The 25933-nt window shown below is 73.2% G+C and carries 20 protein-coding genes and 1 pseudogene; 11 read left to right on the top strand and 10 right to left on the bottom strand.

Annotated elements, in window-relative coordinates; genetic code table 11:
- Positions 1-26 precede the first annotated feature (26 nt).
- Positions 27-236 carry a DUF3073 domain-containing protein gene (locus OVN18_RS04005; protein WP_267738281.1) on the bottom strand — a complete coding sequence of 70 codons (210 nt, stop codon included), beginning with the start codon at positions 234-236 and terminating at the stop codon, positions 27-29.
- Between the two features lie 222 nt (positions 237-458).
- Between OVN18_RS04005 and OVN18_RS04000 the strand changes: the two genes are divergently transcribed.
- The 3 genes from OVN18_RS04000 to OVN18_RS03990 all read left to right on the top strand — a co-directional run bounded on the left by OVN18_RS04000 (position 459) and on the right by OVN18_RS03990 (position 2342).
- The gene (locus OVN18_RS04000; RefSeq protein ID WP_267782103.1) at positions 459-1559 is read left to right on the top strand and encodes an NAD(P)-binding domain-containing protein; all 1101 of its coding nucleotides are present in this window, start codon (positions 459-461) and stop codon (positions 1557-1559) included.
- A gap of 71 nt (positions 1560-1630) precedes the next feature.
- Complete coding sequence (locus tag OVN18_RS03995; RefSeq protein ID WP_267738279.1) at positions 1631-1945, top strand: hypothetical protein; 315 nt, start codon at positions 1631-1633, stop codon at positions 1943-1945.
- Between the two features lie 37 nt (positions 1946-1982).
- Positions 1983-2342, top strand: coding sequence for a hypothetical protein (locus OVN18_RS03990; protein WP_267782101.1), 360 nt, complete (start codon positions 1983-1985; stop codon positions 2340-2342).
- 188 nt (positions 2343-2530) lie between these two features.
- On the opposite strand, the gene OVN18_RS03985 is transcribed toward OVN18_RS03990, so the two are convergent.
- Both OVN18_RS03985 and OVN18_RS03980 read right to left on the bottom strand, forming a co-directional pair.
- Entirely contained in the window at positions 2531-5833 is a 3303-nt protein-coding gene (locus OVN18_RS03985; RefSeq protein WP_267782099.1) for a carbohydrate binding domain-containing protein, read from the bottom strand.
- Positions 5834-6031: 198 nt separating this feature from the next.
- Positions 6032-8080 (bottom strand): MGH1-like glycoside hydrolase domain-containing protein, encoded by a 2049-nt coding sequence (locus OVN18_RS03980; protein WP_267782096.1) that lies wholly within the window; start codon positions 8078-8080, stop codon positions 6032-6034.
- A 176-nt stretch (positions 8081-8256) separates the two neighbouring features.
- On the opposite strand from OVN18_RS03980, the gene OVN18_RS03975 reads away from it, so the two are divergent.
- The 4 genes from OVN18_RS03975 to OVN18_RS03960 all read left to right on the top strand — a co-directional run bounded on the left by OVN18_RS03975 (position 8257) and on the right by OVN18_RS03960 (position 12598).
- Positions 8257-9303, top strand: coding sequence for a LacI family DNA-binding transcriptional regulator (locus OVN18_RS03975; RefSeq protein ID WP_267782906.1), 1047 nt, complete (start codon positions 8257-8259; stop codon positions 9301-9303).
- 148 nt (positions 9304-9451) lie between these two features.
- On the top strand, positions 9452-10564 hold the full coding sequence (locus OVN18_RS03970; protein ID WP_267782094.1) for a sugar ABC transporter substrate-binding protein: 1113 nt from the start codon (positions 9452-9454) through the stop codon (positions 10562-10564).
- Between the two features lie 4 nt (positions 10565-10568).
- On the top strand, positions 10569-11687 hold the full coding sequence (locus OVN18_RS03965; RefSeq protein WP_267782093.1) for a carbohydrate ABC transporter permease: 1119 nt from the start codon (positions 10569-10571) through the stop codon (positions 11685-11687).
- The gene (locus OVN18_RS03960) at positions 11684-12598 is read left to right on the top strand and encodes a carbohydrate ABC transporter permease (protein ID WP_267782090.1); all 915 of its coding nucleotides are present in this window, start codon (positions 11684-11686) and stop codon (positions 12596-12598) included. The genes OVN18_RS03965 and OVN18_RS03960 overlap by 4 nt, the downstream gene beginning before the upstream one ends.
- Before the next feature lie 45 nt (positions 12599-12643).
- Here OVN18_RS03960 and OVN18_RS03955 read toward each other — a convergent pair whose 3' ends face one another.
- The 4 genes and pseudogenes from OVN18_RS03955 to OVN18_RS03940 form a co-directional block, all read right to left on the bottom strand.
- Positions 12644-13018: a fluoride efflux transporter FluC gene (locus OVN18_RS03955; protein WP_267782089.1), complete on the bottom strand. Its 375-nt coding sequence runs from the start codon at positions 13016-13018 to the stop codon at positions 12644-12646.
- Positions 13015-13533 carry a fluoride efflux transporter FluC gene (locus tag OVN18_RS03950; protein WP_267782087.1) on the bottom strand — a complete coding sequence of 173 codons (519 nt, stop codon included), beginning with the start codon at positions 13531-13533 and terminating at the stop codon, positions 13015-13017. Before OVN18_RS03950 ends, OVN18_RS03955 begins: the two co-directional genes overlap by 4 nt.
- A gap of 387 nt (positions 13534-13920) precedes the next feature.
- Positions 13921-14355: pseudogene (locus OVN18_RS03945) on the bottom strand (PadR family transcriptional regulator); the annotation flags it as partial.
- On the bottom strand, positions 14352-15197 hold the full coding sequence (locus tag OVN18_RS03940; RefSeq protein WP_267782085.1) for a DUF4097 family beta strand repeat-containing protein: 846 nt from the start codon (positions 15195-15197) through the stop codon (positions 14352-14354). The pseudogene OVN18_RS03945 and the gene OVN18_RS03940, both read right to left, overlap by 4 nt.
- A 159-nt stretch (positions 15198-15356) precedes the next feature.
- On the opposite strand from OVN18_RS03940, the gene OVN18_RS03935 reads away from it, so the two are divergent.
- Positions 15357-16106, top strand: coding sequence for a MerR family transcriptional regulator (locus OVN18_RS03935; protein WP_267782083.1), 750 nt, complete (start codon positions 15357-15359; stop codon positions 16104-16106).
- 30 nt (positions 16107-16136) lie between these two features.
- Here the strand turns inward: OVN18_RS03935 and yczE are convergent, their stop codons facing one another.
- The gene (gene yczE / locus OVN18_RS03930; RefSeq protein WP_267782080.1) at positions 16137-16805 is read right to left on the bottom strand and encodes a membrane protein YczE; all 669 of its coding nucleotides are present in this window, start codon (positions 16803-16805) and stop codon (positions 16137-16139) included.
- A 61-nt stretch (positions 16806-16866) separates the two neighbouring features.
- Here yczE and yczR point away from each other — a divergent pair, with 61 nt between their 5' ends.
- Both yczR and OVN18_RS03920 read left to right on the top strand, forming a co-directional pair.
- Entirely contained in the window at positions 16867-18309 is a 1443-nt protein-coding gene (gene yczR, locus OVN18_RS03925; protein ID WP_267782078.1) for a MocR-like transcription factor YczR, read from the top strand.
- A 196-nt stretch (positions 18310-18505) separates the two neighbouring features.
- Positions 18506-21607 carry an efflux RND transporter permease subunit gene (locus OVN18_RS03920; RefSeq protein ID WP_267782075.1) on the top strand — a complete coding sequence of 1034 codons (3102 nt, stop codon included), beginning with the start codon at positions 18506-18508 and terminating at the stop codon, positions 21605-21607.
- A 13-nt stretch (positions 21608-21620) separates the two neighbouring features.
- Here OVN18_RS03920 and OVN18_RS03915 read toward each other — a convergent pair whose 3' ends face one another.
- Positions 21621-22094, bottom strand: a complete 474-nt coding sequence (locus tag OVN18_RS03915; protein WP_267782072.1) for a hypothetical protein — start codon at positions 22092-22094, stop codon at positions 21621-21623.
- A gap of 95 nt (positions 22095-22189) precedes the next feature.
- Positions 22190-23233 (bottom strand): alpha/beta hydrolase, encoded by a 1044-nt coding sequence (locus OVN18_RS03910; RefSeq protein WP_267782069.1) that lies wholly within the window; start codon positions 23231-23233, stop codon positions 22190-22192.
- A 287-nt stretch (positions 23234-23520) separates the two neighbouring features.
- On the opposite strand from OVN18_RS03910, the gene OVN18_RS03905 reads away from it, so the two are divergent.
- Positions 23521-25593 carry a DEAD/DEAH box helicase gene (locus tag OVN18_RS03905; RefSeq protein ID WP_267782067.1) on the top strand — a complete coding sequence of 691 codons (2073 nt, stop codon included), beginning with the start codon at positions 23521-23523 and terminating at the stop codon, positions 25591-25593.
- Positions 25594-25933: the final 340 nt, after the last annotated feature.

Genomic DNA, 25933 nt, shown 5'->3' with positions numbered 1-25933 from the left:
TGGAGCGTGCGCGATGAGGAGGGCGGTCAGGCCGTCTTCGGAGTGCCGGCGGAGTAGTCGAACTCCTCGTCGTCGTCCTCGTCCTCGTCGTCGGCCCACTTGTCGACGTAGGCGTCCTCCGCCTCGGCCTTGGCCGCGAGCTCGCGCTCGAGCGCGGTGAGATTGGTGTCGGGAGTGAAGTACTTCAGCTCGCGTGCCACCTTGGTGTGCTTCGCCTTCTGACGACCGCGGCCCATAGCGACCCCCTCGGGAATGTGTCGACCCTGGACTGCTCTGACGGCAAGGGCTGAAGGATCACAACCGATGCCCATCAGGACCGTCGAATCGAGTGCCTCCGCCCCGGGGGAGAACCCGACCGGAGCGGTATGAAAACTGCGGGGCAGTCTAGCATGCAGGGCCCTCGCAGAGCGTTCCTCACCCCCGCCCGGCGGTCGGGTGGAGCGACTACTCTCGGGCGGGTGACCGAATCCCCGCTCGCCACGAAATGCGTGGTCATCGGCGCGGGTCAAGCGGGCCTCTCGGTGGCCTACTACCTGCAGAAGCTCGGCCTCGAGGCCGGCGAGGAGTTCGTGCTCCTCGACCGCGGTCCGGGCACCGGCGGCGCCTGGCAGCACCGCTGGGGATCGATGCGGCTCGGCTCGGCGCACCGCGTGAACGACCTGCCGGGCATGGACGAGCTGGGCCTCAGCTTCGGCACCGCCGATCGCGACGTGCCCGCCAAGCAGGTCGTCGCTGACTACTACCGGCAGTACGAGGAGCACTACAACCTGCAGGTCGTGCGCCCGGCCACCGTCACCAAGGTCACCGACACCGGCGGCCCGCTGCTGCTCGACATCAGCACCGAGGCCGGCATCATCGACCTGCTCGGCTCGACCATCGTCAACGCGACCGGCACCTGGGGCAGCCCCTTCGTGCCCTGGTACCCGGGCCTGCGCGACTTCGCCGGCCGCCACCTGCACACGGCCCAGTACGAGCGGGCGGCCGACTTCGCCGACCAGGACGTCGTCGTCGTCGGCGGCGGCACGAGCGCCATCGGGTTCCTGCTCGAGCTAGACGGCGTCGCCCGCTCGCTCACGTGGTCGACCCGGCGGGACCCGGAGTTCATCGACGGCCCGAGCCTCAACCTCGAGGACGCCGTCAAGGCGGTCGGCATGCAGGACGACGCCTCGCGCGCGGGCCGCGCCCTGCCCAGCATCGTCAGCGGCACGGGAGTGCCCCGCACCCGCCGCATCCAGTCGGGTCTCGAGCGCGGCGTGCTCGCCTCGCGCGGCGTCATCGAGCGCATCGAGCCCGACGGCGTGCGGTTCGAGAGCGGCGAGTTCGCGCCGGCCCAGGCCATCATCTGGGCGACGGGGTTCCGACCCGAGCTGCGCCACCTCGCCCCGCTGCGGCTGCGCGAGCCCGAGGGCGGCGTCATCGTCTCGAGCCACCACAGCGAGCGCGACGGGCGCATCTTCTTCGCCGGGTACGGGCCGAGCGCCTCGACCATCGGCGCGAACCGCGCCGGGCGCAACATCGCGCGCCAGGTCGTCGCGACCCTCAGCCGCCTCGGGCGCTGAGGCCTCGTCCACGTGCGCTGCGCGCTGATCGGGGGATTCCCCGCCGGGGCCTCCTCGTGTTCACTGGGGCCATGAGCACCGAGTCGACGCCACGGGCATCCCGCATCGCCGCGCTCCTCGCGCGCCATCGCCGCCTCGTCGGAGCCGCCGCTGCCGCGATCGCCCTCGCGCTCGCCGTGCTGTGGGTGATCGTCGTGCCCGAGAAGGCGGCCGAGACCACCGGGGTGCAACGATTCGCGCTCGAGTGGGCGCACCCGCTCTGCTGGCTGCTGCTCGCCGTCGCCGGTGCGCTGCACGCGATGCGCGCCCCCGACCGGCTGCGGGATGCGGTGGGCTGGTCGGCCCTCGTCGCCTACGGAGCCTTCCTGCTCGCGCTGCTGCTCTGAACCTGCCACGGCCCCCGGTCGTGGCAGGCTGGCGGGCATGACCGCCGATCCCTTCGCCTTCGCCGTCTCGATCACGGCGATCGTTTTCGTCGTGCTCCTCGTCGTGATGGCGATCATCTTCGTCACCGTCGTGCTGCGCCCGACCCGCCGCGCGCTCGAGGAGCGCAAGCGCCGCGAGCAGCAGGAGGCGGGCGGCCACACGGGCGGGCACGACTCGTGGAGCGCCGGGGACGACGACGGGGCGGCGCCGACCAGCGGCACCGGACCGCGCGGCCGCGACGGCGTCACCGACGACGACGGGCCCGGCTCCGGCTCCGACGGGCCCGGCTCGGGCTCCGACGGCGGCGTGGGAGGCGGCGGCTCGGACGGCGGCGGAGGAGGCGGCGGAGGGGACTGACCCCGCTGCTCGACCGCCGCGTCCGCAGCGCAGCGTTCTCGGCCTACCGTCCGCGGCCCGGCGTCCGCGGCCCGGAGTCCGCGGCGCGCGCTCGCCGGACGCGGCGGCGGATACGACGGCGGGGCGAGCATCCACCGGATGCCCGCCCCGCCTCATGACTCAGCCGTGACGCGCACGGCGCTCCGGCCTCAGCCGAGCAGCCCGCGCCCCCGACCGCGCCACTCGCCCTCGGAGCCGCCCGGGCCGCCGCCCGGTCCGGCAGCTCCCGGTCCGTTGCCGCCGTGCCCCTTGCCGCCCGGCCGTGCATCGACCTCGGCCTCGAGAGCGACCCGGTCGATGCTCGTGATGCCGGTGCCCTTGAGCTCCAGGCTCCAGCCGCGCACGTCGGCGGGCACCAGCCCGCCCGCGGCCGCGGGCCCGCGGCGGGCATCCTTCGCCGGTGCGAAGGCGCTGAACGGCACCGTCACCTGCTGCCACCCCTCGCCGGAGACCGGCACCGTCGCGACCCACTTCTCGGCCGTGTCGGGCGCCTGGTACACGCGGATGTAGTCCACGAGCAGCGACTGCGGGAACACCAGGTCGGCGCCGGGCGCCCCGCCGAAGTTGCCGCCGACGGCGACGTTCGTCAGCAGGGTGAACGGGTGGTTGAAGACCCATTCGTTCGGCGCGACGTCCTCGGGGCTCGCCGAGTGGTACTGGATGCCGTCGACGTACCAGTCGATGCTGTCCTCGGTCCAGACCGTCTCGAAGGTGTGCCAGTCGGCGGGCACCGGCGTGCCGAAGTCGTAGATGCCGCCGAACGACTGGCCGCCCGAGTAGCCGGGGCCGTGGATGGTGCCGAAGATCTCGTTCGGCAGGCGGCCGACGAACTCCATGACGTCGATCTCGCCGGTCTGCGGCCAGCCGACGTCGCGGAAGTCGTTGCCGAGCGTCCACACCGCGGGCCAGATGCCGCTGCCCTCGGGCACGAACACGCGGGTCTCGATGCGCCCGTACTGGAACTCCTGCTTGCCCTCGGTGATGAGGCGCGCCGAGGTGTGGGTGCACGGGCCGTACCAGCACTGCGGGCCGTCGACCGAGGGCTCGATCTCGCGGGCCGTGATGCGCAGGTTGCCCTCGCCGTCGAGCGCCGCGTTGTCGGTCGAGTCGGTGTAGTACTGCAGCTCGTCGTTGCCCCAGCCCCAGCCGCCGGTCTCGTACGTCCAGTTCTCGGGGTTCGCGCGCTCGCCCGCGGCGCCCTCGAACTCGTCGGCCCAGCTGAGCTCCCAGCCCTCGGGCCCGGGGTCGGCGGCGGGGTTCGCGTCGATGCCGACGGTCACCTTCTTGGCGCCCTTGGCCGGGTCGACCCAGAAGCTGATGCCCTCGGAACCGGACCAGTCCTGGCCCTGCTCGATCGGCCGCGACACGGTGGTCTTGCCCTTGTGCTGCACGTCGAGCACGGTCTCGCCGCTGTCGGCGCCCGCGTAGGCGGAGCCGGCGGCGCGGGTGGACAGCTCGGCATCGCTGCGCAGCAGTCCGGCGCCGTACTCGAAGTCGTCGATCACGTCGGCGTCGGCGGTGTCATCGTCCTGGATGCTCACCGCGGCGGTGCGCGTGAAGCCGAACTCGGCGCCCACCGGATTCGCGAGCTCGACCACGAAGGTCTCGTCGACCTCGGCCTTGCCGTCGTCGATCGTCGGCACGGCGATGATCGCCTCGCGCTCGCCGGCCGGGATCGTGACCGTGCCCTCGCCGGGCGCGAAGTCGCGCCCCTCGGTGGCGGGCAGATCCTCGGTGCGCGTGCGGTCGGGCGTCGAGAAGGCGCGGTAGTCGACCGTCACGTCGGTCTCGGCGAGCCGGTTGAGGCGCACGACGGTCGGCGCCTCGACGCCCTCGACGACCTCGTACGCCGCGCGGTCGAACGAGACCTCGAGGGGTCGCTCGGGTGCCTGGCCGTAGAGCAGCAGGTCGTCGTAGTGCAGGGTCAGCGGGCCGTCGGTGCGCAGGGCGCCGAGGGCGTAGCCGTGCACCTCGGTGAGGGTGAGGCCGTCGTCGGGCGCGCCGTTGCCGATGTTCTTGCGGCTGAACTCGCTGAAGTCGAAGGTCAGGAACCGCCAGCCGACGAAGTCGTCGGCGAAGCTCACGACGTAGCGCTCGGCGTCGTCGACGGCCGAGCCGGGGTTCCGGTTGTCCTGCACGTCGAGGAACAGGTCGGTGCCCGAGCCCGTGCCGAGCATCCAGAAGCCCACGCCCTCGTAGGTGCTCCAATCCTGGGTGACCCACTCGTCGAGGCTCTCGTTCGCGAAGCTGCGCACGACCACGCCGAAGGCGCTGATGTCGAAGTCGGCGGCGAGCACGGTGTTGCCGTCGGCCGCGCCGGGCACGGGGCTCGGCGGCGTCGTAGTGGCCTCGAACGACAGGCTGCTCGAGGGGTCGGTCGCGGGGAACCAGCCGACCGGCACGGCGCCGTCGGCGCCCTGGGTCAGCGGCGCCTCGATGTCGTCGACGAGCAGGGTGCGCCCGGTCGGCGGGCCGACCACGGGGGCGTCGTCGTCGGTGATGGTGACGGTGGTGGATGCCGGGGCGCCGATGGCCGCCCCGGTCGCGCCCGAGAGGCTCGCGGTGAAGCTCTCGCTGCCCTCGTCGAGCGCATCGTCGGAGGTCGGGATCGACACCGTGCGGCTCGTGACGCCGGCCGCGAACTCCACGGTCGTCGTGGTGGCCGTGTAGTCCTCGCCCGCGGTCGCGGTGCCGTCGGCGGTGGCGAGCTCGACGGTGACCGGCGCGGTGGGGGCGATGTCGAGGCGCACCTCGACGCTCGCCGTGCCCGCCTCGATGACGCTGACTGCGTCGCTCGCGAGGCTGACGGTCGGGGCGAGGTCGGTGTCGGAGTAGGCGACGACGTCGTCGACGAGGATGGTGGCGGCGCCGCTCGCGGCGGGGAGCGCGTAGCCCCAGACGGTGGTCAGGTCGAGCACGCCGTCGGTCGGGGCCCCGCCCGGCTGGAAGTCGGTCGCCCGGGTGAAGGCGCTCCACGGCAGCTCGATCTCGCGCCAGCCGGCGACGTCGTCCGTGATCGTGACGTCGAAGCGCTCCGAGGCGTCGGAGTTCGCGCCGCCGTCGAAGAGCTCGACCTGGAACGACGCGCCCGTGCCGGTGCCGGAGACCTGCAGACGCAGTCCGTCGAAGGCGCTGAAGTCGCGCGCGGTGGCGAAGTTGTCGCCGACGCCGCCGAAGGAGCCGGCCGCCTCGACGTTCCACCCGTAGGAGAGCACGTTCTCGTCGCCGACCTGGCCGGGACGGGCCTCGGGCTCGCTCTCCGCGAGCGTGCGGACCCCGAAGCCGGCGCTGCCGTAGCTGAAGAAGGTGGCGGGGGCGGTGGTGAAGTCGGCCAGCACCGCGACGGTGGCGGCGCTCGCCGGGGAGGCGGCGAGGCCGAGCGGAACGGCGACGGCGACGGCCGTGATGACCGCGAGCGAGCGCCGCGCGGGCGCTCTCCTGGTGTGTCTCATGGATGCTCCTGGCGGGTGCTCCGGCGGCCCTCGTTGGCCGCACCCTCCGACGCTACGTCGGTGAGAGCGCTCTCACAGTCGGCATTTCGGGGGACGGAGTTGTCCCCCGAACGGGGGAGTCGAGGCGGGATGCCCGCCTGCGCGCCAGCAGGCCCGCCCGCCTGCCCGCCAGCCGGCCCGCCCGCCGAGCGCGGGGAGCTAGACGTGCGCCCCCGCGCCGATCCGCGCCTCGGTCGCGCCGATGCGCGCCTCGGCATCGCCGAGGCGCAGGCCGCGCGCGCTCACGGCGCCGAAGCCGGGGAGCGGGCTGGTGCCCACGGCCCCGGCAGCGGCATCCGGCTCGAGGCCCATCACGGCCGTCAGCACGGCCACCGACGATGCGGCCGACCAGGCCTGCGGGCGGCAGGCGGCCGGGTAGGGCACCGGCGCCGCGACCTCCGAGACCGGATCGCCCGAGTGCAGCTCGGGCATGCGGTAGTCGAAGCCCTCGGCGGCGCGCAGCAGGCCGTCGATGAGCGAGGAGGCGACCTCGTGGTGCCCCTCGCGCGCGAGGCCGAGCACGGCGATCGCGGTGTCGTGGGTCCAGACCGAGCCGCCGTGGTAGCTGAGCGGCCAGTAGCCCTCGCTCTCGGTCGACATCGTGCGCAGGCCGTAGCCCGAGTCGAGCTGCGCCGAGCCGAGCCGGCGGGCGACGAGCGCCGACTGCTCGGCGTCGAGGATGCCCGTGCCGAGCAGGTGCCCGAGGTTCGAGGTGACGGTGTCGACCCGGCGCTTCTGCGCGTCGAGCGCGATCGCGGGGTAGGCGCCCTCGGCGTCGTCGATCCAGAAGCTCGCGTGGAACCGCTCGCGCAGCGCCCCGGCCCACGAGCGCCACTGCTCGGCGAGCGCGCCGTCGGTGGGCAGCTCGCCCAGCGCGTCGAGCAGGTCGGCGCCGTGCATCGCCGCCTCGTAGGCGTAGGCCTGCACCTCGCACAGGGCGATCGGACCCTCGGCGAGGGTGCCGTCGCGCCACTGCACGCTGTCGCCCGAGTCCTTCCAGCCCTGGTTCGCGAGCCCGTGACCCGAGCGGTCGACGTACTCGAGCAGGCCGTCGCCGTCGGCGTCGCCGTGGTCGCGCATCCAGTCGAGCGCGCGGCGCAGGGCGGGCAGGAGCGCCCGCAGCTCGTCCACCGGCATGCCCCAGCGCCAGGCGTCGTGCAGCAGGCAGATCCACAGCGCGGTGGCGTCGACCGTTCCGTAGTAGAGCGGCGGCAGGGAGGTGCCGTCGTCGATCACGAGCGTCTGGCGCCGCAGCTCGTGCATGATCTTGCCCGGCTCCTCGGCGGTGTCGTCGACCATCGCGGTGCCCTGCAGGCCCGCGAGCACCCGCAGGGTGTCGCCGGCGAGCCGGGTGCCGAGCGGCAGCAGGAACCGCGCCGCCCAGATCGAGTCGCGGCCGAACAGCGTGAAGAACCAGGGCGCCCCCGCGGCGAGGAACTGCTGATCGGGATGCTGCGCCGTCGTCATGCGCAGCGCGTCGAGATCGGCGAGCGAGCGCGCGAGCCAGCGCGGCAGGCGCTGGTCGGCGGCCTCGACGCTCGGCACGCTCCACGGCACGGGGGAGTCGGCGCCGCGCACGGCGGCGATCGCGTCGACCGCGTCGAGCCGCCACGAGACGGCGGCCTCGCCGCCGGCCGGCACGACGAGCGCGCCCCGCAGGGCGACGCCGGCGGGCGTCCGCTCGAGACGGAGGCCGGTGGCGGTGAGGGTGGCGGTGACGTTCTCGCCCGCCCAGGTGGCGCGGTCGCCGTCGAGCGCGGCGACGAGGCCGGCGGGGGCATCCCCCGCGCCCTGCTTGATGACGTCCATGACGGTCGCGTCGATGTCGATCTCGATGACGATCTCGGTCTCGATCGCGATGTCGCGGCGGTTGCGCACGGTGAGGGTGTCGCCGGCGCCATGCGCGTCGACCGCGCGGTCGAGGACGAGCCGCACGCCCGGGTCGGGGGTCGGGTCGTCGAGGTGGCGCAGCAGGCCCTGGATGCGCGCGCGATCGGCGGCGGGGCTGCCGGTGCCGATGTGCTCGGCGGGGCGGCCGCCGACGGTGACGCGCAGTCCGCGCACGAGGCGCACGTCGCTGACGTACAGGCCATGGATGGCGCCGCCGGCGGTGCCGCCGAGCGTGCCGTCGGCGGCCGACCAGAGCTGGCTCGGTGCGCGCAGAACGGCGAGCGCGTCGTGGAGGAGGGGCTGCGGGGAGTGGGTCACGATTCTCGTCCGTTTTCCTGTCGAGGCTGAGGATCGGTGCCGTCCGGGCTTGACACCGCTGTCGTCGGTGGGTCACACTACCCCATAATTTGATCGTTCAAAATGATCAGACGGGATGCCCCGCCGGGCCTCCCCTCACGCAGCAGACGGTGCCAAAGGAGGCGCGAGTGGGCAGGATGCCGACGGTCGACGACGTCGCCCGCGTCGCGCAGGTCTCGCGGCAGACCGTCTCCAACGTGCTCAACTCGCCCGACATCGTGCGCGAGGGCACCCGGGCCCGCGTGCAGCAGGCGATCGACGACCTCGGCTACCGCCCCCACGCCTCCGCCCGCCGGCTGCGCACCCGCAAGTCGTCGACCATCGGCGTGCGGCTCGACCCGCTGCGCGACGGCATCTCCGGCGCCGTGCTCGACCGCTTCGTGCACAAGCTCGCCGAGCAGGCCGACGCGCGCGACCTGCGGGTCATGATCTTCACGGCCGACGGCCACGACGACGAGCTCGCGCACATCCGGCGCCTGCGCGATGGCAGCGACGTCGACGCCTTCGTGCTCATCGGCACCGACCACGGCGATTCCCGCATCTCGTGGCTCATCGACAACCGGGTGCCGTTCGTCTCGTTCGGGCGCCCGTGGGGGGCCGAGCATCCCAACCCCCGCCACCGCTGGATCGACGTCGACGGCCGCTCGGGCGTGCGCGACGCCGTCGCCCACCTGCGCGCATCCGGTGCCCGGCGCATCGGCTGGATCGGCTGGCCCTCGCCCTCCGGCACCGGCGACGAGCGCCGCGCGGGCTGGGTGGAGGCCTGCGGGCTCGACGAGGCCGACCGCGCCCGCTACTCCGCGATCACCGAGGACGGCGTCCCCGAGGGCAGCCGCTGCGCCGAGGGGATGCTCGCCCTCGCCGAGCCGCCCGACGCGATCGTCTGCGCGAGCGACTCCCTCGCGCTCGGCGCGCTCATGGCCGCGCAGGCCGCCGGTCGGCCGGATCTCCCGGTCGTCGGCTTCGACGACACGCCCGTCGCGGCCGCCGTTGGGCTGTCGAGCATCGAGCAGCCCCTCGACGAGGTCGTCGCCGCGGCGCTCGCCCTCCTCTTCGGCCCGCACGGCGACGACGTGCTGCCGAATCCAGACAGCGACGAGGAGCCGACGCATCGGCTCCTCGTGCCTCGACTCGTCGAGCGCAGGTCTAGCCACCTGCGGCTCGGCGGCAACCCCGGTGCCTAGGGCATCCGGCGATCACACATCGAAAGGAATCATCGTGAGGACATCACAATGGAGTGCGGCGGCCGTGGCAGCCGGACTCGCGGTCACTCTAACGGCTTGCTCGGCGGGCGGGGAAGGCGGCGGCGAGACCAGCGGCCAGGAGCTCACCATGCTCATCGGCTCGTCCGGCGACGCCGAGACGCAGGCCGTGCAGGCCGCGGCCGACGCCTGGGGCGAGGAGACCGGCAACACGGTCGAGGTCATCGCCGCGAGCGACCTGGTGCAGCAGCTGGGTCAGGGCTTCTCGGGCAACAACCCGCCCGACATCTTCTACATGCCGTGGGACCAGTTCCAGAGCTACGCGGCGCAGGGGTTCCTCGAGCCCTACGCGAGCGAGCTGTCGAACGCCGGCGACTTCCTGCCGGCCCTCGTCGAGCAGTTCACCTACGAGGACGAGTTCTACTGCGCCCCGAAGGACTTCTCGACGCTCGGCCTGCAGATCAACACCGAGGCGTGGGAGGCCGCGGGTCTCACCGACGCCGACGTGCCCACCGACTGGGACCAGCTCGCGACCGTCGCCCAGACCCTCACCACCGATGAGCAGGTCGGGCTGTCGTTCGGCCGCGAGTACGCGCGCCTGGGCGTCTTCATGAACCAGGCGGGCGGCGCGCTCGTCGACGGCGACACCGCCACCGCCGACGCCGCCGAGAACGTCGAGGGCGTCGAGTACGTGCAGTCGCTCATCGAAGCCGGCTCGCTCAAGTTCCCGCAGGACCTCGAGGCCGGCTGGGGCGGCGAGGCCTTCGGTCTCGGCAAGGCCGCCATGGTCATCGAGGGCCCGTGGATCAACGGCGCGATGGAGAACGACTTCCCCGAGCGCCAGTTCATCTCCACCGAGCTGCCCGCCGGCCCCGGCGGACCGTCGACCTACGCCTTCAGCAACTGCTGGGGCATGCCGGTCGGCTCGGAGACCAAGGACGCGACGATCGACCTCATCGAGTTCCTGACGAGCGACGAGCAGCAGCTCGCCTTCGCCGACGCCTTCGGGGTCATCCCCTCGACCGAGTCGGGCTCGGCGGCCTACGCCGAGCAGTTCCCCGAGAACGCCGCCTTCGTCGCCGGTGTCGACTACGCCGCGAGCCCCGTCGCCTTCCAGGGCGCGGCTCCGGTCTTCGCCGACTTCAACACCCAGCTCGAGCAGGTCGGCTCGGCCGACGCGGCGACGCTGCTGGATGCGCTGCAGGGCAACCTGCAGTCGGCGCTCGATGCGGCCAACGGATAACGCTGTGGCCCAGACCGCAGCACGGCCTCGTCGCGGCGGAGGAATCCGCCGCGGCGAGGCCCGCGCGGGGGTGCTCTTCGTCGCCCCCGCGGTGCTCCTCACCGTCGTCTTCCTCGTGCTGCCGATCGCGCTCGCCCTCTGGGTGAGCCTCAGCGACTGGAACGGCTTCCAGTCCCCCCTGAACCCGCGCGTGAACTTCGTGGGCCTCGAGAACTACGCCGCCGTGACGACCGACGAGGGTCTCGCGCAGCAGAACTTCGGCACCGCCGTGCGCAACAACCTCTACTACGTGCTCTTCGTGGTGCCGCTGCAGACGATCATCGCCCTGCTGCTCGCCGTGCAGGTCAACCGCGCGATGCTGCGCGGCCGCGGCTTCTTCCGCACGGCCTTCTACTTCCCCTCGGTGACGAGCACCGTCGCGATCGTCATCGTCTTCCAGTTCCTCTTCACCGCCTCGGGCGCCATCAACGCCGTCATCGGCTTCTTCGGCGGCGAGGGCCCGAACTGGCTCAACGACTCCACCGGAATCTTCCACGGCCTGCTCTCGACCGTCGGCGTCACCGAGCCCTCCGCCGCCCTCGCGGCCGACGGCCCGCTCGGGGTCAGCTGGTGGCAGTGGCTCGCCGGCCCCTCGGTCGCGATGAGCTCGCTCATCATGCTCTCGATCTTCACGACCTCGGGCACCTTCATGCTGCTGTTCCTCGCGGGGCTGCAGAACATCGGCGCCGAGATCGACGAGGCGACGCGCATGGACGGCGCGGGCCCCGTGCGCAAGTTCTTCTCGGTCACCCTGCCGATGCTGCGGCCGACGCTCTTCACCGTGCTGACCCTCGGCCTCATCGGCTCGTGGCAGGTCTTCGACCAGATCTACGTGCTCGGCGGCGGCACGGCGGGCGGCACCATCAACACCCCGGCGTTCCTGTCGTACCGCACGTCCTTCGTCGACCTCGCCTGGGGCCAGGGGGCGGCGATCGCCTTCATCCTGTTCGTCTTCATCATCCTGCTGACGCTGCTGCAGCGGTGGATCCTGCGGGAGCGCACGCCGCGCGCCTTCCGCCGGCGTGACCCGCAGCCCACCGCGGCCGCCGATGCGCAGCGCGCGACCGAGGGGGGCGTGCGATGACCGCCGTCGAGCACCGACCCGTGCCCGCATCCGCCGATGCGCCGACGCCGCCGAAGCCGATGAAGCGCAAAAAGAAGCTCGGCGGCCGCGCCCGCTCGGGCATGCTGCTGGGCTACCTCATCCTCATCGGGCTCGCGCTCATCTACATCTACCCGTTCATCATCTCGATCTCGGCCTCGTTTAAGACCGACGCCGAGGCGACGCAGAACCCGCTCGGGCTCGTGCCCGAGACGATCACCTTCGCGGCCTACGAGCGGCTGTTCGGCGATGTGCCCTTCCCGCTCTGGGCGGGCAACACCATGCTCGTCACGGTCGTCGTGACCCTCGGGCGCGTGTTCTTCGACTCGCTCGCGGGCTACGCGCTCTCGCGGCTGCGGTTCCGCGGGCGCACGGTGATCTTCGTCGCCTTCATCGCGATCCTGTCGGTGCCGGGCGTCGTGCTGCTCATCCCGCGGTTCCTCATCCTGCAGCAGCTCGGCCTCTACGACACCTACGGGGGCATGATCATCCCGCTGCTGTCGACGGCGGCCGGGGTGTTCATCATGAAGCAGTTCTTCGACTCGCTGCCCGACAGCATCGAGGAGGCGGCGCGCATCGACGGCGCCGGCCCCTTCCGCATCTTCTGGACGATCGTGCTGCCCATGGCGACGCCCGCGCTCGTGACGCTCTTCATCCTGAGCTTCCAGGGCTCGTGGAACGAGCTCGGCCACTTCATCGTCTCGCGGCAGAGCCCCGAGCTGAACACCCTGACGACGGGCGTCGCCTCGCTCGTCTCCGGGCAGTTGGGCTCGGGCAACCAGTTCCCGCTGCAGCTCGCGGCGGCCGTGCTCATGACCATCCCGGTCGCGGTGCTGTTCTTCATCTTCCAGCGCCGCATCATGAACACGACCGAGGGGGCCGAGAAGGGCTAGGCGCGGCGCGGGGTTGCGCTCGCGACCGCGTCGGCCCGGCTCGGCTCAGCCGCCGCCGAGGGCGAACCCCGCGGCGGCGGCCCCGACGCCGAGGGCGACGGTCGCGGCCACGTTGGCGATCGCCCGCAGGATGCCCCGCGCGCGCCGCCCGCGAGCGGCCGAGGCGTACGCTGCCGAGTCGACGGCGAGGGTCGAGAAGGTCGTGAGCCCGCCGCAGAGGCCGGCGAGCAGGATCACCCGCAGTGAGGGGTCGGCGACGACCGCCACGGCCAGCCCCGCGATGAACGAGCCGGCGACGTTGACGGCGACGATGCCCCAGGGCAGTCCGCCGCGCTCGCCGGCGAGGTGATTGACGCCGTAGCGCACGAGGGCGGCGAGACCGCCGGCGAGGGCGACGGCGAGCACGACGAGCGGGCTCACGCCTCGGCCTCCGGCAGCGCGCGCGCTGCGTCCGAGCTCGATCCGGGCTCGTCCGGCGCCTCCGGCCGCGGGGCGGCGAACGCGCGCCCGAGCAGGATCCCGCCCGCGGCCGCGCCGAGGCCCAGGGCGAGATTGAGCGCGAGGCTCGCGGCGGCGGGCAGCGCCAGGCCGGCGTCGGCGAGCAGCACCACCGAGACGGCGAGAGCCGAGAAGGTCGTGAACGAGCCGAGCAGTCCGGCCGTCAGGCCGGCGCGCAGCCAGCGGGGAGCCCGCGCGGGCAGCGCGCCCGCCACGACCCCGAGCGAGAGGCTGCCGACGACGTTCACCAGCAGGGTGCTCGCCGCGAGACCCGTGGGGGCGTTCGGCAGCGCCGTGTCGAGGGCGAGGCGCAGGCTCGTGCCGAGCATCCCGCCCGCGACGACGGCGAGCAGAACCCGCGGCGAGCCCGCCGACGCGCCACGGGGCGCCCCGGCTGCCGCTCCCGCGCGCGGGTCGACGGGGGCGGCGGCGATCACGGCCTCACCCTAGCGAGGCCGCGCGGCTTAGCCGAGCAGCCCCCGCACCTCGGCGCGCAGGCGATCGAGACCCTGCTCGAGGTGCTCGGCGGCGACCTCGGGCAGGGCGCCGCGCGCGGCGGCCGTGCGCAGCTCGGCGCGCAGCTCGTGCCGGAACCGCGTGAGCGCCGCATCGGCCCGCTGGGCGCGCTCGAAGGCGAGGTCGCGCTCGACGCGCGGGGCGCGCGGGGCGGATGCCGCGCTCGCGCCCTCGGAGGCTCCGGCCCCCGCGGGCTCGCCGTCGGCGCTCGTGCCCGTCGAGGAGCCGGGGCCCATCGCCCACGCCCCGCCGGTGCTCGCAGCGGCGCCCGGGCCCGGCTGGGCATCCCGCGCCGCACCGGCGGCCGACCGCGCGGAGTCCCGCGCATCCCGCCCGCTCGCCCGCGCCTCGTCGCGCGCCTCGCGCGCGGCCGCCGCGAGCTCGGCCCGCAGCTCCTTCATGGCCGCGCCGACCGAGCTGCGCACCTCGTCGGCGAGCCGGCGCACCGAGTCGCCGATGCCGTCCTCGATGCCCTCGAGCTCGTCCTGCCGGTCGGCGAGCTCCCGCCGGCCGGCCTCGGTGATCGAGTAGACGGTCTTGCGCCCGTCGCTCTGCTTCGTGACGAGCCCCTCCTCCTCGAGCTTCGACAGCCGCGGGTAGATGGTGCCCGCCGAGGGCGTGTACGTGCCGCCGAAGCGGTCGCTGAGCGCCTGGATGATCTCGTAGCCGTGCATCGGGCGCTCGGCCAGCACGTGCAGCAGGTAGAGCCGCAGGTGCCCGTGCCCGAAGACCGCCGGGCTCACGCCGAGGCCTCGGATCCGCTCGGGGCGGAGCCGCCCGACGCCGCCTCCCGCGCCGCGTGCACCACCGACACGTCGCCCGAGACGCTGCTCGAGCGCACCTCGGTGAAGGCCCCGGCGAGCGCGCCGTAGCGGCCGTTGTACGAGCCGCGCACGCCCGTGATGCGGGCGTCGTCGAGCTGCAGCCGGCCGGTGAGGGTCGAGATCGTGTACTGGGCGGGCACGTCGGCGTCGAGCCGCAGGGTCACGTCGCCGCTGACGGTCTGCGTCTCGATGCGGTCGGGGGCGCCGTGCAGGTCGAGGAACACGTCGCCCGAGACGCCGTCGCCGTCGAAGCGGAACACCTCGCCGCTCACGGTGATGTCGCCGCTCACGGTGTGGGCGCGCACCTCGCCGTGATGCCCGCGCACGTCCATCTCGCCGCTCACGGTGTTGAGCTGCAGCTCGCCGACCATCCCGTCGATGACGACGGGCCCGCTCACGGTGCTGACCGTCGCGTCGGAGTGCAGCCCGCTGATGAGCGCGCTCGCGCTCACGACGCCGAAGCTCAGGGCGACCGAGCGCGGCACGAGCACGCTGACCTCGGCGCGCGCCTTGCCCCGGAACAGCCGGAACGTCTCGATGAAGTTCTCCCACCGCATCTGCGGGTGGTCGATGATCAGCCGGTCGCCCTCGACGGCGATCTTGAGGTCGCGGCCGCTGACCGAGTGCACCTCGACGCGGGCACCGGGCTCGTCGTGGGCGACGATGTCGATCTGCCCCGCGATGAGGCTCACCTTGAGCGAGGCGATCCGCTCGAGCTCGATGACCGTCGGCTCCGCGACGATCCAGGTCTCCTGCGCCATGCTGCCGTTCCCTTCGAGAGTGGATGCCCGACTCGCGATATATCGCGAGTGGCGAGCATCACGATATATCGTGAGTGAGCATCGTGCAAGGGGCAGAAGGCCCCCGGATTCGTCGACCCGCTTGACCTTGACGCTGCGTCAACCTCTACCGTCGACGACATGGAGTGGAGCATCCAGCAGATCGCCCGCCTCACGGGCACGACCTCGCGCGCCCTGCGCCACTACGACGACATCGCCCTGCTGCCGCCCAGCCGCATCGGCGCGAACGGGTACCGCTACTACGACGAGCGCGCGCTCACACGACTGCAGCGCATCCTGCTGCTGCGCGAGCTCGGGCTCGGGCTGCCCGCGATCGCCGAGGTGCTCGCCGGCCAGACCGACGACGCCGCCGCGCTGCGCGTGCACGCGGCGGTGCTGCGCGAGGAGCGCGATCGGCTGGAGCGACGGATCAGGAGCGTCGAGACGACGCTCGCGACGATGGAGAGGAAGGAGCCGCTCATGGCGGAGACGATGTTCGACGGATTCGATCACACGCAGTACGAGGAGGAGGTGGTCGAGCGCTGGGGCGCCGAGGCCCACGCCGCGAGCGACCGCTGGTACCGCTCGCTCGACGAGCAGGGCCGGGCGGCGCTGGCCGCCGAGCAGCAGGTGCTGCAGGAGGGCTTCGCGGCGGCGCTCGCGCGGGGCGACGCCCCCGAGGCGGCGCCGGTGCAGGAGCTCGCCGCGCGGCAGTACGCGATGGTGCGCACCGGCTGGGGCGGCACCGCTCCGAGCCGCGAGGCCTTCACCGGGCTCGGCGAGATGTACGTCGCCGACGAGCGGTTCGCGCGGCACTACGGCGGCGTCGAGGGCGCGGCCTTCGTGCGCGATGCGATGCGGGTGTGGGCCGAGGCGAACCTGGCCGACTGAGGCAGGGGCCGGGGCCGGGGCCGGGGCCGGCTACGCCGGAGCGGCCTGCGCGCGGGCCGACCGCCGTCGCGCGGGGCGCGGCGGGTCTCCGGCGGCCGGCACCCGCAGGCGCGGCACCGTCCAGTGCACCATCGGCCCGATGAGCAGCGCGAAGGCCACGGTGCCGACGCCGACCGTGCCGCCGAGCATCCACCCGATGGCCAGCACGGTCACCTCGACGCCGGTGCGCACCTTCCAGATGGCCCAGCCGAAGCGGGCGTGCGCGCCCGTCATGAGACCGTCGCGCGGGCCCGGGCCAAAACGCGCACCGAGGTAGAGGCCGGTCGCGAGGGCGAGCAGGGCGAGGCCGCCGGCGAACAGCAGGATGCGCGCCCACAGCTCCTCGGGCGTGCGCACGAACGCCAGACCGAGGTCGAGGGCGAGCCCCACGAGCAGCACGTTGAGCACGGTGCCGATGCCCGGCCGCTGCTTCAGCGGGATCCACAGCAGCAGCACGATCGCGCCGACCACGATCGTCACGATGCCGATGCTCCAGCCCGACTGCCGGGCGACGCCCTGCGCGAAGACCGTCCACGGGTCGAGCCCGATGTCGGCGCGGATCATGAGCGAGATCGCGATGCCGTAGAGCAGCAGGCCGAGCAGGAGCTGGCCCCAGCGGCGCACGAGGTACCGCGGCGCACGGGGCTCGGGGGAGGACATGACCCCAGTGAATCGACGAATTGGCCTGTGATCAAGAGGCCAATCCACGTACAGTGGCCGCATGAGCGCCCTCACCTCCCGCGGATTGGCCATGCTTCTCGGCGAGTGGCGCGCCGATGCGACCGCCGCCGTACCGCGGCCGCTGTACGAGGTGCTCGCCGATCGCATCCGGCTGCTCGTGCTCGACGGCCGCATCGCGCTGGGCGTGCGGCTGCCCGCCGAGCGGGCGCTCGCCGCCCATGAGGGCCTCAGCCGCACGACCGTCGCCGGCGCCTACGCCCGCCTGCGCGATCTCGGCTACCTGCGCAGCGTGCGCGGCTCGGGCTCGGTCGTGCAGCTGCCGCCGGGCGACGCGCCGCCCATGATCGGGGCGCCGGGCACCGGCCTCATCGATTTCTCGTCCGCGAGCCTGCCCGCCGTGCCGCTCATCGCCGAGGCCGCCCGTGAGGCGGCCGAACTGCTGCCCCGCTACCTCGAGGCTCCCGGGTTCGACCTGCTCGGCCTGCCCGAGCTGCGCGCCGCGATCGCCGAGCGCTGCACGCGCGCGGGCGTGCCGACCGGGCCCGACGAGATCATGATCACCCTCGGCGCGCAGCACGCGCTCGCGCTCGTCGCCCGCACCCTCATCGCCCGCGGCGACCGCGTGCTCATCGAATCGCCCACCTATCCGCACGCCATCGAGGCGCTGCGCGGCGCCGGCGGACGTCTCGTGACCGTTCCCGTCACGACCGACGAGGGCTGGGACGACGAGGCGCTCGCCCGCGTCTTCGCCCGCAGCTCGCCCGCGCTCGCCTACCTCATGCCCGACTTCCACAACCCGACGACGCGGGTCATGCTCGATGAGCAGCGCGCCCGCGTCGCGGCGCTCGCCGAGGCGCACGGCACCGTGCTCGTCGTCGACGAGACCATGGCCGACCTCGGCTTCGAGGGCTCGACCGCCACGCCCATGGCGGCGTTCGGGCCGGGCGTCGTCACCCTCGGCTCGGTCGGCAAGAGCATATGGGGCGGCATCCGCCTCGGCTGGATCCGCGCCGACCGCGCCCTCATCACCCGCCTCGCCGTCGCGCGCTCCGCCGGCGACCTCGGCTCCCCGACGCTCGAGCAGCTCGTGCTGCTGCGCCTGCTCGACCGCTACGACCGGGTGCTGGATGCCCGGCGCGCGCAGCTCGTCGCCGGCCACGCCCTCATGGCCCGCGAGCTCGCCCGCCGGTTCCCGAGCTGGAGCGTGCCCGAGGTCGGCGGGGGCCTCACGTTCTGGGTCGGGATCGGCGCCCCTGTCGCGAGCCGCCTCGCGCTCGCCGCCCGCGCCGAGGGCGTGCTCATCGGGGCCGGGCCGCGCTTCGGAATCGACGGCGCCTTCGAGCGGTTCGTGCGCATCCCGTTCTGCCGGCCGGAGGAGGAGTCCCTCCGGGCGCTCGATGCGCTGCAGCGCGCCTGGACGGGGCTCGGCGAGCAGCCCGCGCCGCCGGCCGCGGGCGGGGAGCTGCTCGAGACGGTGGTCTGAGGGCGGGCATCCCGTGCCTCGATCGCGTGCGGCGAGACTGCTGGAGGCGGCCTGACCGATCGGTCGGTTTCGCGGTCGGCACCGAGTGCCTCCTTTGGCAATGTCCAGCAAACGCTGGGATGCTGACCAGCGTTCGTCCCCCGCCCGCACCGTGGGCTCCCATCGTCATCACGCCTCTCGTCCGGAGTCCCCTCTCGTGCATCTCCTCTCGGTCTTCAGCCTCCGCAACCGGGCGCTCATCGCGCTCGTCACGATCGTGGTCGGCATCTTCGGCGGCCTCGCCCTGACGAGCCTCAAGCAGGAGCTCATCCCCTCGGTGAGCTTCCCGCAGGTGATCGTGCTCACGCAGTACGGCGGCGCGGCGCCCGAGGTGGTCGAGGGCGACGTCTCCACCCCGATCGAGACGGCGCTGCAGGCCGTGCCCGATCTCGACGCCACGAACGCCACCTCGAGCACGGGCTTCTCAATCGTCTCGGCGAGCTTCGAGTTCGGCACCGACCTTGCCCGCGCCGAGCAGCGCGTTCAGCTGGCGGTCAACCGCCTCGACCTGCCCGAGGCGGCCGACGTGCAGGTGCTCACCGGCTCGATCGACGACCTGCCGGTCATCCAGATCGGCGTGACGAGCCGCCTCGATCAGGGCGAGCTCGCCGAAGCCCTCGAGAACCAGGCCGTGCCCGAGCTCACCGAGCTCGACGGCGTGCGCGAGGCGAGCGTCTCGGGCGCCGTGGGCGATCGCGTCACCATCACCGCCGACCGCGCGCTGCTCGCGGAGCGCGGCCTCACCACGGCCGACATCACCGACACCCTCGATGCGAACGGCGTGCTGCTGCCCGCCGGCACCATCACCGAGGGCGAGCAGTCGCTCGCCGTGCTCACGGGCGTGCAGATCACGACGCCCGAGGAGCTCGCGGCCCTGCCGATCGTCGGTGCGCAGGGCGGCGACCCGCTGACCACGATCGGCGATCTCGCCGCCGTGGCCATCGTGAGCGACCCGGTCGACAGTCTCTCTCGCGTCAACGGGGAGCCCGCTCTGACGCTCGCCGTCACCAAGACCCCCGACGGCAACACGGTCGAGGTGTCGCGCCTCGTGCAGGAGGCCCTGCCCCGGATCGCGGCCGCCATCGGGTCGGGAACGACCTTCGACATCGTCTTCGACCAGGCGCCCTTCATCGAGAGCTCCATCGAGGCCCTCGCGACCGAGGGCACGCTCGGCCTCGTCTTCGCCGTCATCGTCATCCTGGTGTTCCTGCTGTCGGTGCGCTCCACGCTCGTCACCGCCATCTCCATCCCGACCTCGGTGCTGCTCACCTTCATCGGCATGCAGGTCTCGGGCTACACCCTCAACATCCTCACGCTCGGTGCCATCACGATCGCGATCGGCCGCGTCGTCGACGACTCGATCGTCGTCGTGGAGAACATCAAGCGGCACCTCGCCCTCGGCGAGGAGAAGCTGCAGGCCATCACCGTCGGCGTGAAGGAGGTCGCTGCGGCGATCACCGCCTCGACCGTCACGACCATCGCCGTGTTCCTGCCGCTCGCGCTCGTCGGCGACATCACGGGCGAGCTGTTCCGGCCCTTCGCCCTGACGACGGCGATCGCGCTCGGCGCCTCGCTCTTCGTCTCGCTCACGATCGTGCCGGTGCTGTCGTACTGGTTCCTGCGGCCGCCCAAGGCCGGCAGCCACTCCGCCATGACCTTCGAGGAGGAGTCGGCGAACCCCGGCCGCCTGCAGCGCGCCTACCTGCCCGTCATCCGCTGGACGCTGCGCAAGCCCGTCGCGACCCTGCTGCTCGCCCTGCTCGTGCTCGGCGGCACCGGGGCGCTCGCCACCGGCCTGCAGACCAACTTCATCGGCAACTCCGGCCAGAACACCCTCACCGTCACCCAGTCGCTCGACAACGGCGCGAGCCTCGACGCGCTCGATGAGGCGGCCTCGCAGGTCGAGGAGGCGCTCGACGAGGTCGACGGCCTCGAGACCGTGCAGGTGTCGATCGGCTCGGGCGGCGGATCGCTGCTCTCGCTCTTCGGCGGCGGCGGTGACGTCACGTTCTCGATCACGACCGATGAGGACGCCGATCAGGAGCGGATCCAGGCCGACGTGCGCGACGCGATCGAGCCGCTCGAGGGCGTCGGCGAGATCTCGGTGTCGAGCGCCGACAGCGGCTTCGCCTCCTCCTCCATCGACGTCGACATCACCGCGGCGAGCCAGGCCGACCTGAACGAGGCGAGCGACCGCGTGCTCGAGGCGGTGCGCGCCCTCGACATCACGGCCGAGGCCACGAGCAACCTCTCCGACACCCAGCCCTACCTCGCCGTCGAGGTCGATCGCGAGCGGGCCGCCGAGCTCGGCCTCAGCGAGATCGCCGTCGGCGGCATCGTCTCCGAGGCGATGTTCCCCGCGAGCGTGGGCGAGGTCGTCATCGACGAGCGCACCCTCGCCATCTACCTGCCGAACACGGATGCGCCGACGACGGTCGAGGAGCTGCGCGCGTTCAGCATCCCCACCGCGCAGGGGCCCCTGCCGCTCAGCGACCTCGCGACCGTCGAGGAGGTCGACGGCCCGGCCAACATCACGACCATCCGCGGCGTGCGCAGCGCGACGGTCTCGATCACCCCCTCGACGGCCGACGTGGGAACCGCGTCCACCGTCATCCAGGAGGCGGTCGACGAGGTCGAGCTGCCCGACAGCGCGACCGCGACCCTCGGCGGCGTCACCGCGCAGCAGGGCGACGCGTTCAGCCAGCTCGGCCTCGCGCTCCTCGCGGCGATCCTCATCGTCTACGTCGTCATGGTGGCGACGTTCAAGAGCCTGCGTCAGCCGCTGCTGCTGCTCGTCTCCATCCCCTTCGCCGCGACGGGGGCGATCGCGCTGCAGCTCATCGCGGGCATCCCCCTCGGCGTGCCCTCGCTCATCGGCGTGCTCATGCTCATCGGCATCGTCGTGACCAACGCGATCGTTCTCGTCGATCTGGTGAACCAGTTCCGCGAGAAGGGGCTCAAGGTCGGCCCCGCGCTGCTCGAGGGCTCCTCGCGACGACTGCGCCCCATCCTCATGACGGCGGCGGCGACGATCTTCGCGCTCACCCCGTTGGGCCTCGGCATCACTGGGAGCGGCGGGTTCATCTCGCAGCCGCTCGCGATCGTCGTCATAGGCGGGCTCATCTCCTCCACCCTGCTGACGCTCGTCGTGCTGCCGGCCCTGTACTACCTGGTCGAGGGAGCGAAGGAGCGGCGCGAGGACCGCCGGGCCGCGGCCGAGTCGGCACCGGATCCGGAGAGCGAGCGCGCGACGGCCTAGTCGCCCGCGGGGGTCACCCGCGGCGGCGACGCAGCTCGGCGAGCGTCGCGCGCGGGTCGGTCGCGAGCTGCGCCCGCAGGGCGGGGCTGCCGCGCAGCTGCTCGAGGAACGGCGCGACCACGCGCACGTCGCGCGATGAGTAGCCGATGAGGTGGTGGGGCGTGACGCGCCACTCGACCTCGTCGCCCGAGGTCGTGGTGATGCGCACCATGAGGGTGCGCGGGTCGATGGTGTCGAGCCCGACGACCCCCAGCGCCCCGACGGCCATCGTCGCCACGGGGTCGATGAGCGGTACCGGGCCGATCCTGCTGGTCGGCACGACCCACTCGATCCGAGCGATGTCATCCCATTCGAGGGCGTCGTGCTCCTGACCGGGTTCGCACCAGAGCAGCTCCTCCCGCGCGATCTGCACGTGCATCGCCGCGGGGTCGCCGAAGGCCAACCCGTGCGCGCCGGACAACTGCAGCGGGCCGATGCGCTCGATCATGCGAAGACCGTAGCAAGGCTCACATAAGCGTCCGGTGCACGCCGCGGGGCTCGGGAGAGCAGGCGTGCCGAGCGCGCGGGGGAGGAGCCGCTCCGTCAGCCGACGGGGGCCTCGACGACGTCGCCGCCGTCGGGCGACTCGACCGCGAGGGGTGCCTCGTCGAGCGCTTCGACGGCGGGCGCCGGCACGAGCATCCCGCGCAGCCAGTCGGCGACGCGCGCGGCGAGGCGGTCGTCGAGTAGCCCGATCGAGTGGGCCTCCGAGTCGATGAGCTCGCGCTCGGGGGGAGCGCCCGCGCCGGCGAGGGCGCCGATGAACGCCGTCGCCTGCTGCACGGGGATGAGCTGCTCGCGCATGCCGTGCACGACGAGGAACGGCGGGGCGCCCTCTGCCGCGAGCGTCTGCGGGGAGGCGGCGGAGGCGCGCTCGCAGTCGCGCGCCGCGCAGTCGAGGTAGTCGAGCATCGACTGCTCGAAGGTCGGGCTCGTGACCGCGCCGACGGTCAGATCGAGCGGCGACGAGAGGGTGACGACCGCGTCGACCGGCTCGGCGCCGGTGCGCCCCTCTCCGGCCGCGGCCTCGAGGGCCACGAGGGCGGAGAGGTTGCCGCCGGCGCTGCCGCCCAGCAGGGCGGTGCGGTCGGGATCGATGCCGTACGCCTCGGCCGCCGGGCTCTGCGCCCAGGCGACGGCAGCGGCGACGTCGTCGGCTCCGGCCGGGAAGGGATGCTCGGGCGCGAGCCGGTAGTTGACCGACACCCCCACGAAGCCCTCGCCGGCGAGCCAGGAGCAGATCGTGCGCCAGTGCGGGTGCGCCTTGTCGCCGCGCGCCCAGCTGCCGCCGTGCACGGCGAGCACGGCGGGGCGCAGCTCGGTCGCGCCCTCAGCACGGCAGACGTCGACGGGCATGCCGGCGCCGGCCACGATCGCGGTGGGCACGTCCTCCGACACGAGCACGTCGGCAGGAGCCGAGAGGGTGAAGGTGGCGCTCTCGGAGGAGGCCGCGGCGATGGTCTGGTCGCGTCGATCGTCGGCCGACGGGGAGCAGGCGGTGAGCATCCCGATGCCGAGCGCGACCACGGCCGTCGCGGCGAGGGCGGCGCAGGCGACGGAGCGGCGGGAGGGGGCGGTGCGGGTCACGGTGCCGATAAGCGTAAGCGGGAATCGGGGTGCCGCCGACCGCCCCGAGAGGGGGGTGCCGGTGGCGGGACTGTCGCATCGACGGCCCGTCGGGTACCCTGGAGAGTCGGCTAGAGACGACTGCGGAACACTCCGCGCTTCACTGTGTGCGTCTCGAGGGCCGAATTCCCCGCCGTCTGGCGGCGAGAATCCATCATCAGGATGTGACGGCCCCGGTCGACGACTGCCCGGGTTAGCGACGCGCGTGCGTCGACGGTACTTCTTGCACCACCCGTAAAGGCTTCACCATGCCCCAGAACGACAAGGGCCGCCCCGTGCGCGGCCGCACCCCCGCCCGCTCCTCCGCGCCCGTCGGTTCGCGCAGCCCCAAGCACCGCGGCCACCGGCCCGAGGAGGCCGGCGCCCCCGAGAAGAAGGCCCGTTGGTCGCGCGACGAGCGCGTCGAGCGCGGGCACGCCGCCGACCGCGGTCGCGGCGAGGCCCCCGGCCGGTTCGACCGCGACGAGCGCGACGACCGTCGCGGCGGTCGCGACGAGCGCCCGCAGCGCTCCGCCGATCGGGATGCCCGTCCCGCCCGCGGCGACGCCCGCCCCTACGCCGCACGGTCCGGCGCCGCCGGCCGCGGTGCCGGCGCCCGCTCGGGCCGCCCCGCTCGCGACGTGAGCGTGGAGCGCACCGGCACCGGCCGCACCGCCCACCGCCCCGAGTGGCGCCCGCGCACCGACGACCGCCCGGCCCGCGGCTACGACCGCGCCGCCGAGCGCGCGCCCCGCTCGTTCGACCGCGACGAGCGGGCACCCCGCTCGTTCGACCGGAACGACCGTGCGCCGCGTCGTGATGACCGCAGCGAGCGCCCCGCCCGCACCGAGCGTCCGGCCCGTTCGTTCGACCGTGACGACCGGGCGCCCCGCGCGTTCGACCGGAACGACCGCGCGCCCCGCTCGTTCGACCGCACCGAGCGTCCGGCCCGGTCCTTCGACCGCGACGAGCGCGCGCCCCGTCGGGACGACCGCAGCGAGCGCCCCGCCCGCTCGTTCGACCGCAGCGAGCGCCCGACCCGGTCCTTCGACCGCGAGGACCGCGCGCCCCGCCGCGACTCCGACTTCTACCCGACGCGCGCCACGAGCTCGAGCCCGCAGGACGACGTCGTGCTCGAGCGCCTCGAGGCCGACGCCGTGCAGGCGACCGATGTCGAGGGCGTGAGCTTCGCCGATCTGGGCCTCGGCGGCAACATCGTGCGCACGCTCGCCGAGCTCGGCGCGAGCTCGCCGTTCCCGATCCAGGCGGCGACGATCCCCGACGTGCTCGCCGGCCGCGACGTCCTCGGTCGCGGCCGCACCGGCTCCGGCAAGACGATCGCCTTCGGCGCGCCCCTGGTCGAGCGGCTCATGGAGAACGGCGGCGGCAAGAAGCGCGAGATGGGCCGCAAGCCCCGCGCGCTCATCCTCGCCCCGACCCGCGAGCTCGCCCTGCAGATCGACGGCACCATCCAGCCGATCGCCCGCAGCGTCGGCCTCTTCACGACGCAGATCTACGGCGGCGTGCCCCAGGGCCGCCAGGTGGGCGCGCTGCAGCGCGGCGTCGACATCATCATCGGCACCCCCGGTCGCATCGAGGACCTCATCGAGCAGGGTCGCCTCGACCTCAGCGCGATCGAGATCGTCGTGCTCGACGAGGCCGACCACATGTGCGAGCTCGGGTTCCTCGAGCCGGTGCAGCGCATCATCCGCGAGACCCGCCGCGGCGGGCAGCGCCTGCTGTTCTCGGCGACCCTCGACTCGGGCGTCGCGAACCTCGTCACCGAGTTCCTGCGCGACCCGGCCGTCTACGAGGTCGCCGGCGAGGATCAGGACTCCTCGACGATCGACCACCGCATCCTGCTCGTCGAGCAGCGCGACAAGCGGGCCATCATCGAGCAGCTCGCGGGCGGCGCCGGCAAGACCCTCGTCTTCGCCCGCACGCGCGCCTTCGCCGAGGAGCTCGCCGAGCAGCTCGACGACGCGGGCATCGCGGCGACGAGCCTGCACGGCGACCTCAACCAGCGCAACCGCCAGCGCAACCTCGACAAGCTCACGAGCGGTCGGGCGAGCGTGCTCGTCGCCACCGACGTGGCGGCGCGGGGCATCCACGTCGACGACATCTCGCTGGTCGTGCAGGCCGACGCCCCCGACGAGTACAAGACCTACCTGCACCGCTCGGGCCGCACCGGCCGCGCCGGCAAGGTCGGCACCGTGGTCACCCTGATCACCAAGCCGCGCCGCCGCCGCTTCGAGGAGCTGCTCGCCCGCGCCGAGATCACGGCCACCACCGACGAGGTGCGCGTCGGCGACGCGCTGCTCGACGAGCTCGCGGCGCTCTAGCGATCCGACCGATCGACGGCCCGGCCCTCCTCACGGAGGTGCCGGGCCGTCGTCATGCGGGCCGAAGGTGCCGGGGTTCACCTCGGCGCGCGAGTGAGCACCCCTGCTGTTCACCCCGCCGTGCGACGATCGAGGAATCCCCTCCCGGCGTGCCGCATGATCGCGCGCTGCGAGCCGGGCAGCACCGCCGTGGGCGGCGTCGGGATGCCCTGCGCGAGTGAGCATGTGAACAACGCGTTACTACTCATCTGCGCACTTTGAGCATCCACAGTTCTGTCTTAGGGTCGGCAGTGTCCCCCGATCGGGGGACTCATCCCCGTTAGCTCCCTACTCCTAGGAG

It is taken from the genome of Microcella daejeonensis (genome assembly GCF_026625045.1).
GTDB lineage: Bacteria > Actinomycetota > Actinomycetes > Actinomycetales > Microbacteriaceae > Microcella > Microcella daejeonensis.
The sequence above is the reverse complement of the archived record's forward strand: the minus strand, read 5'-3'. Positions and strand labels throughout refer to the sequence as shown.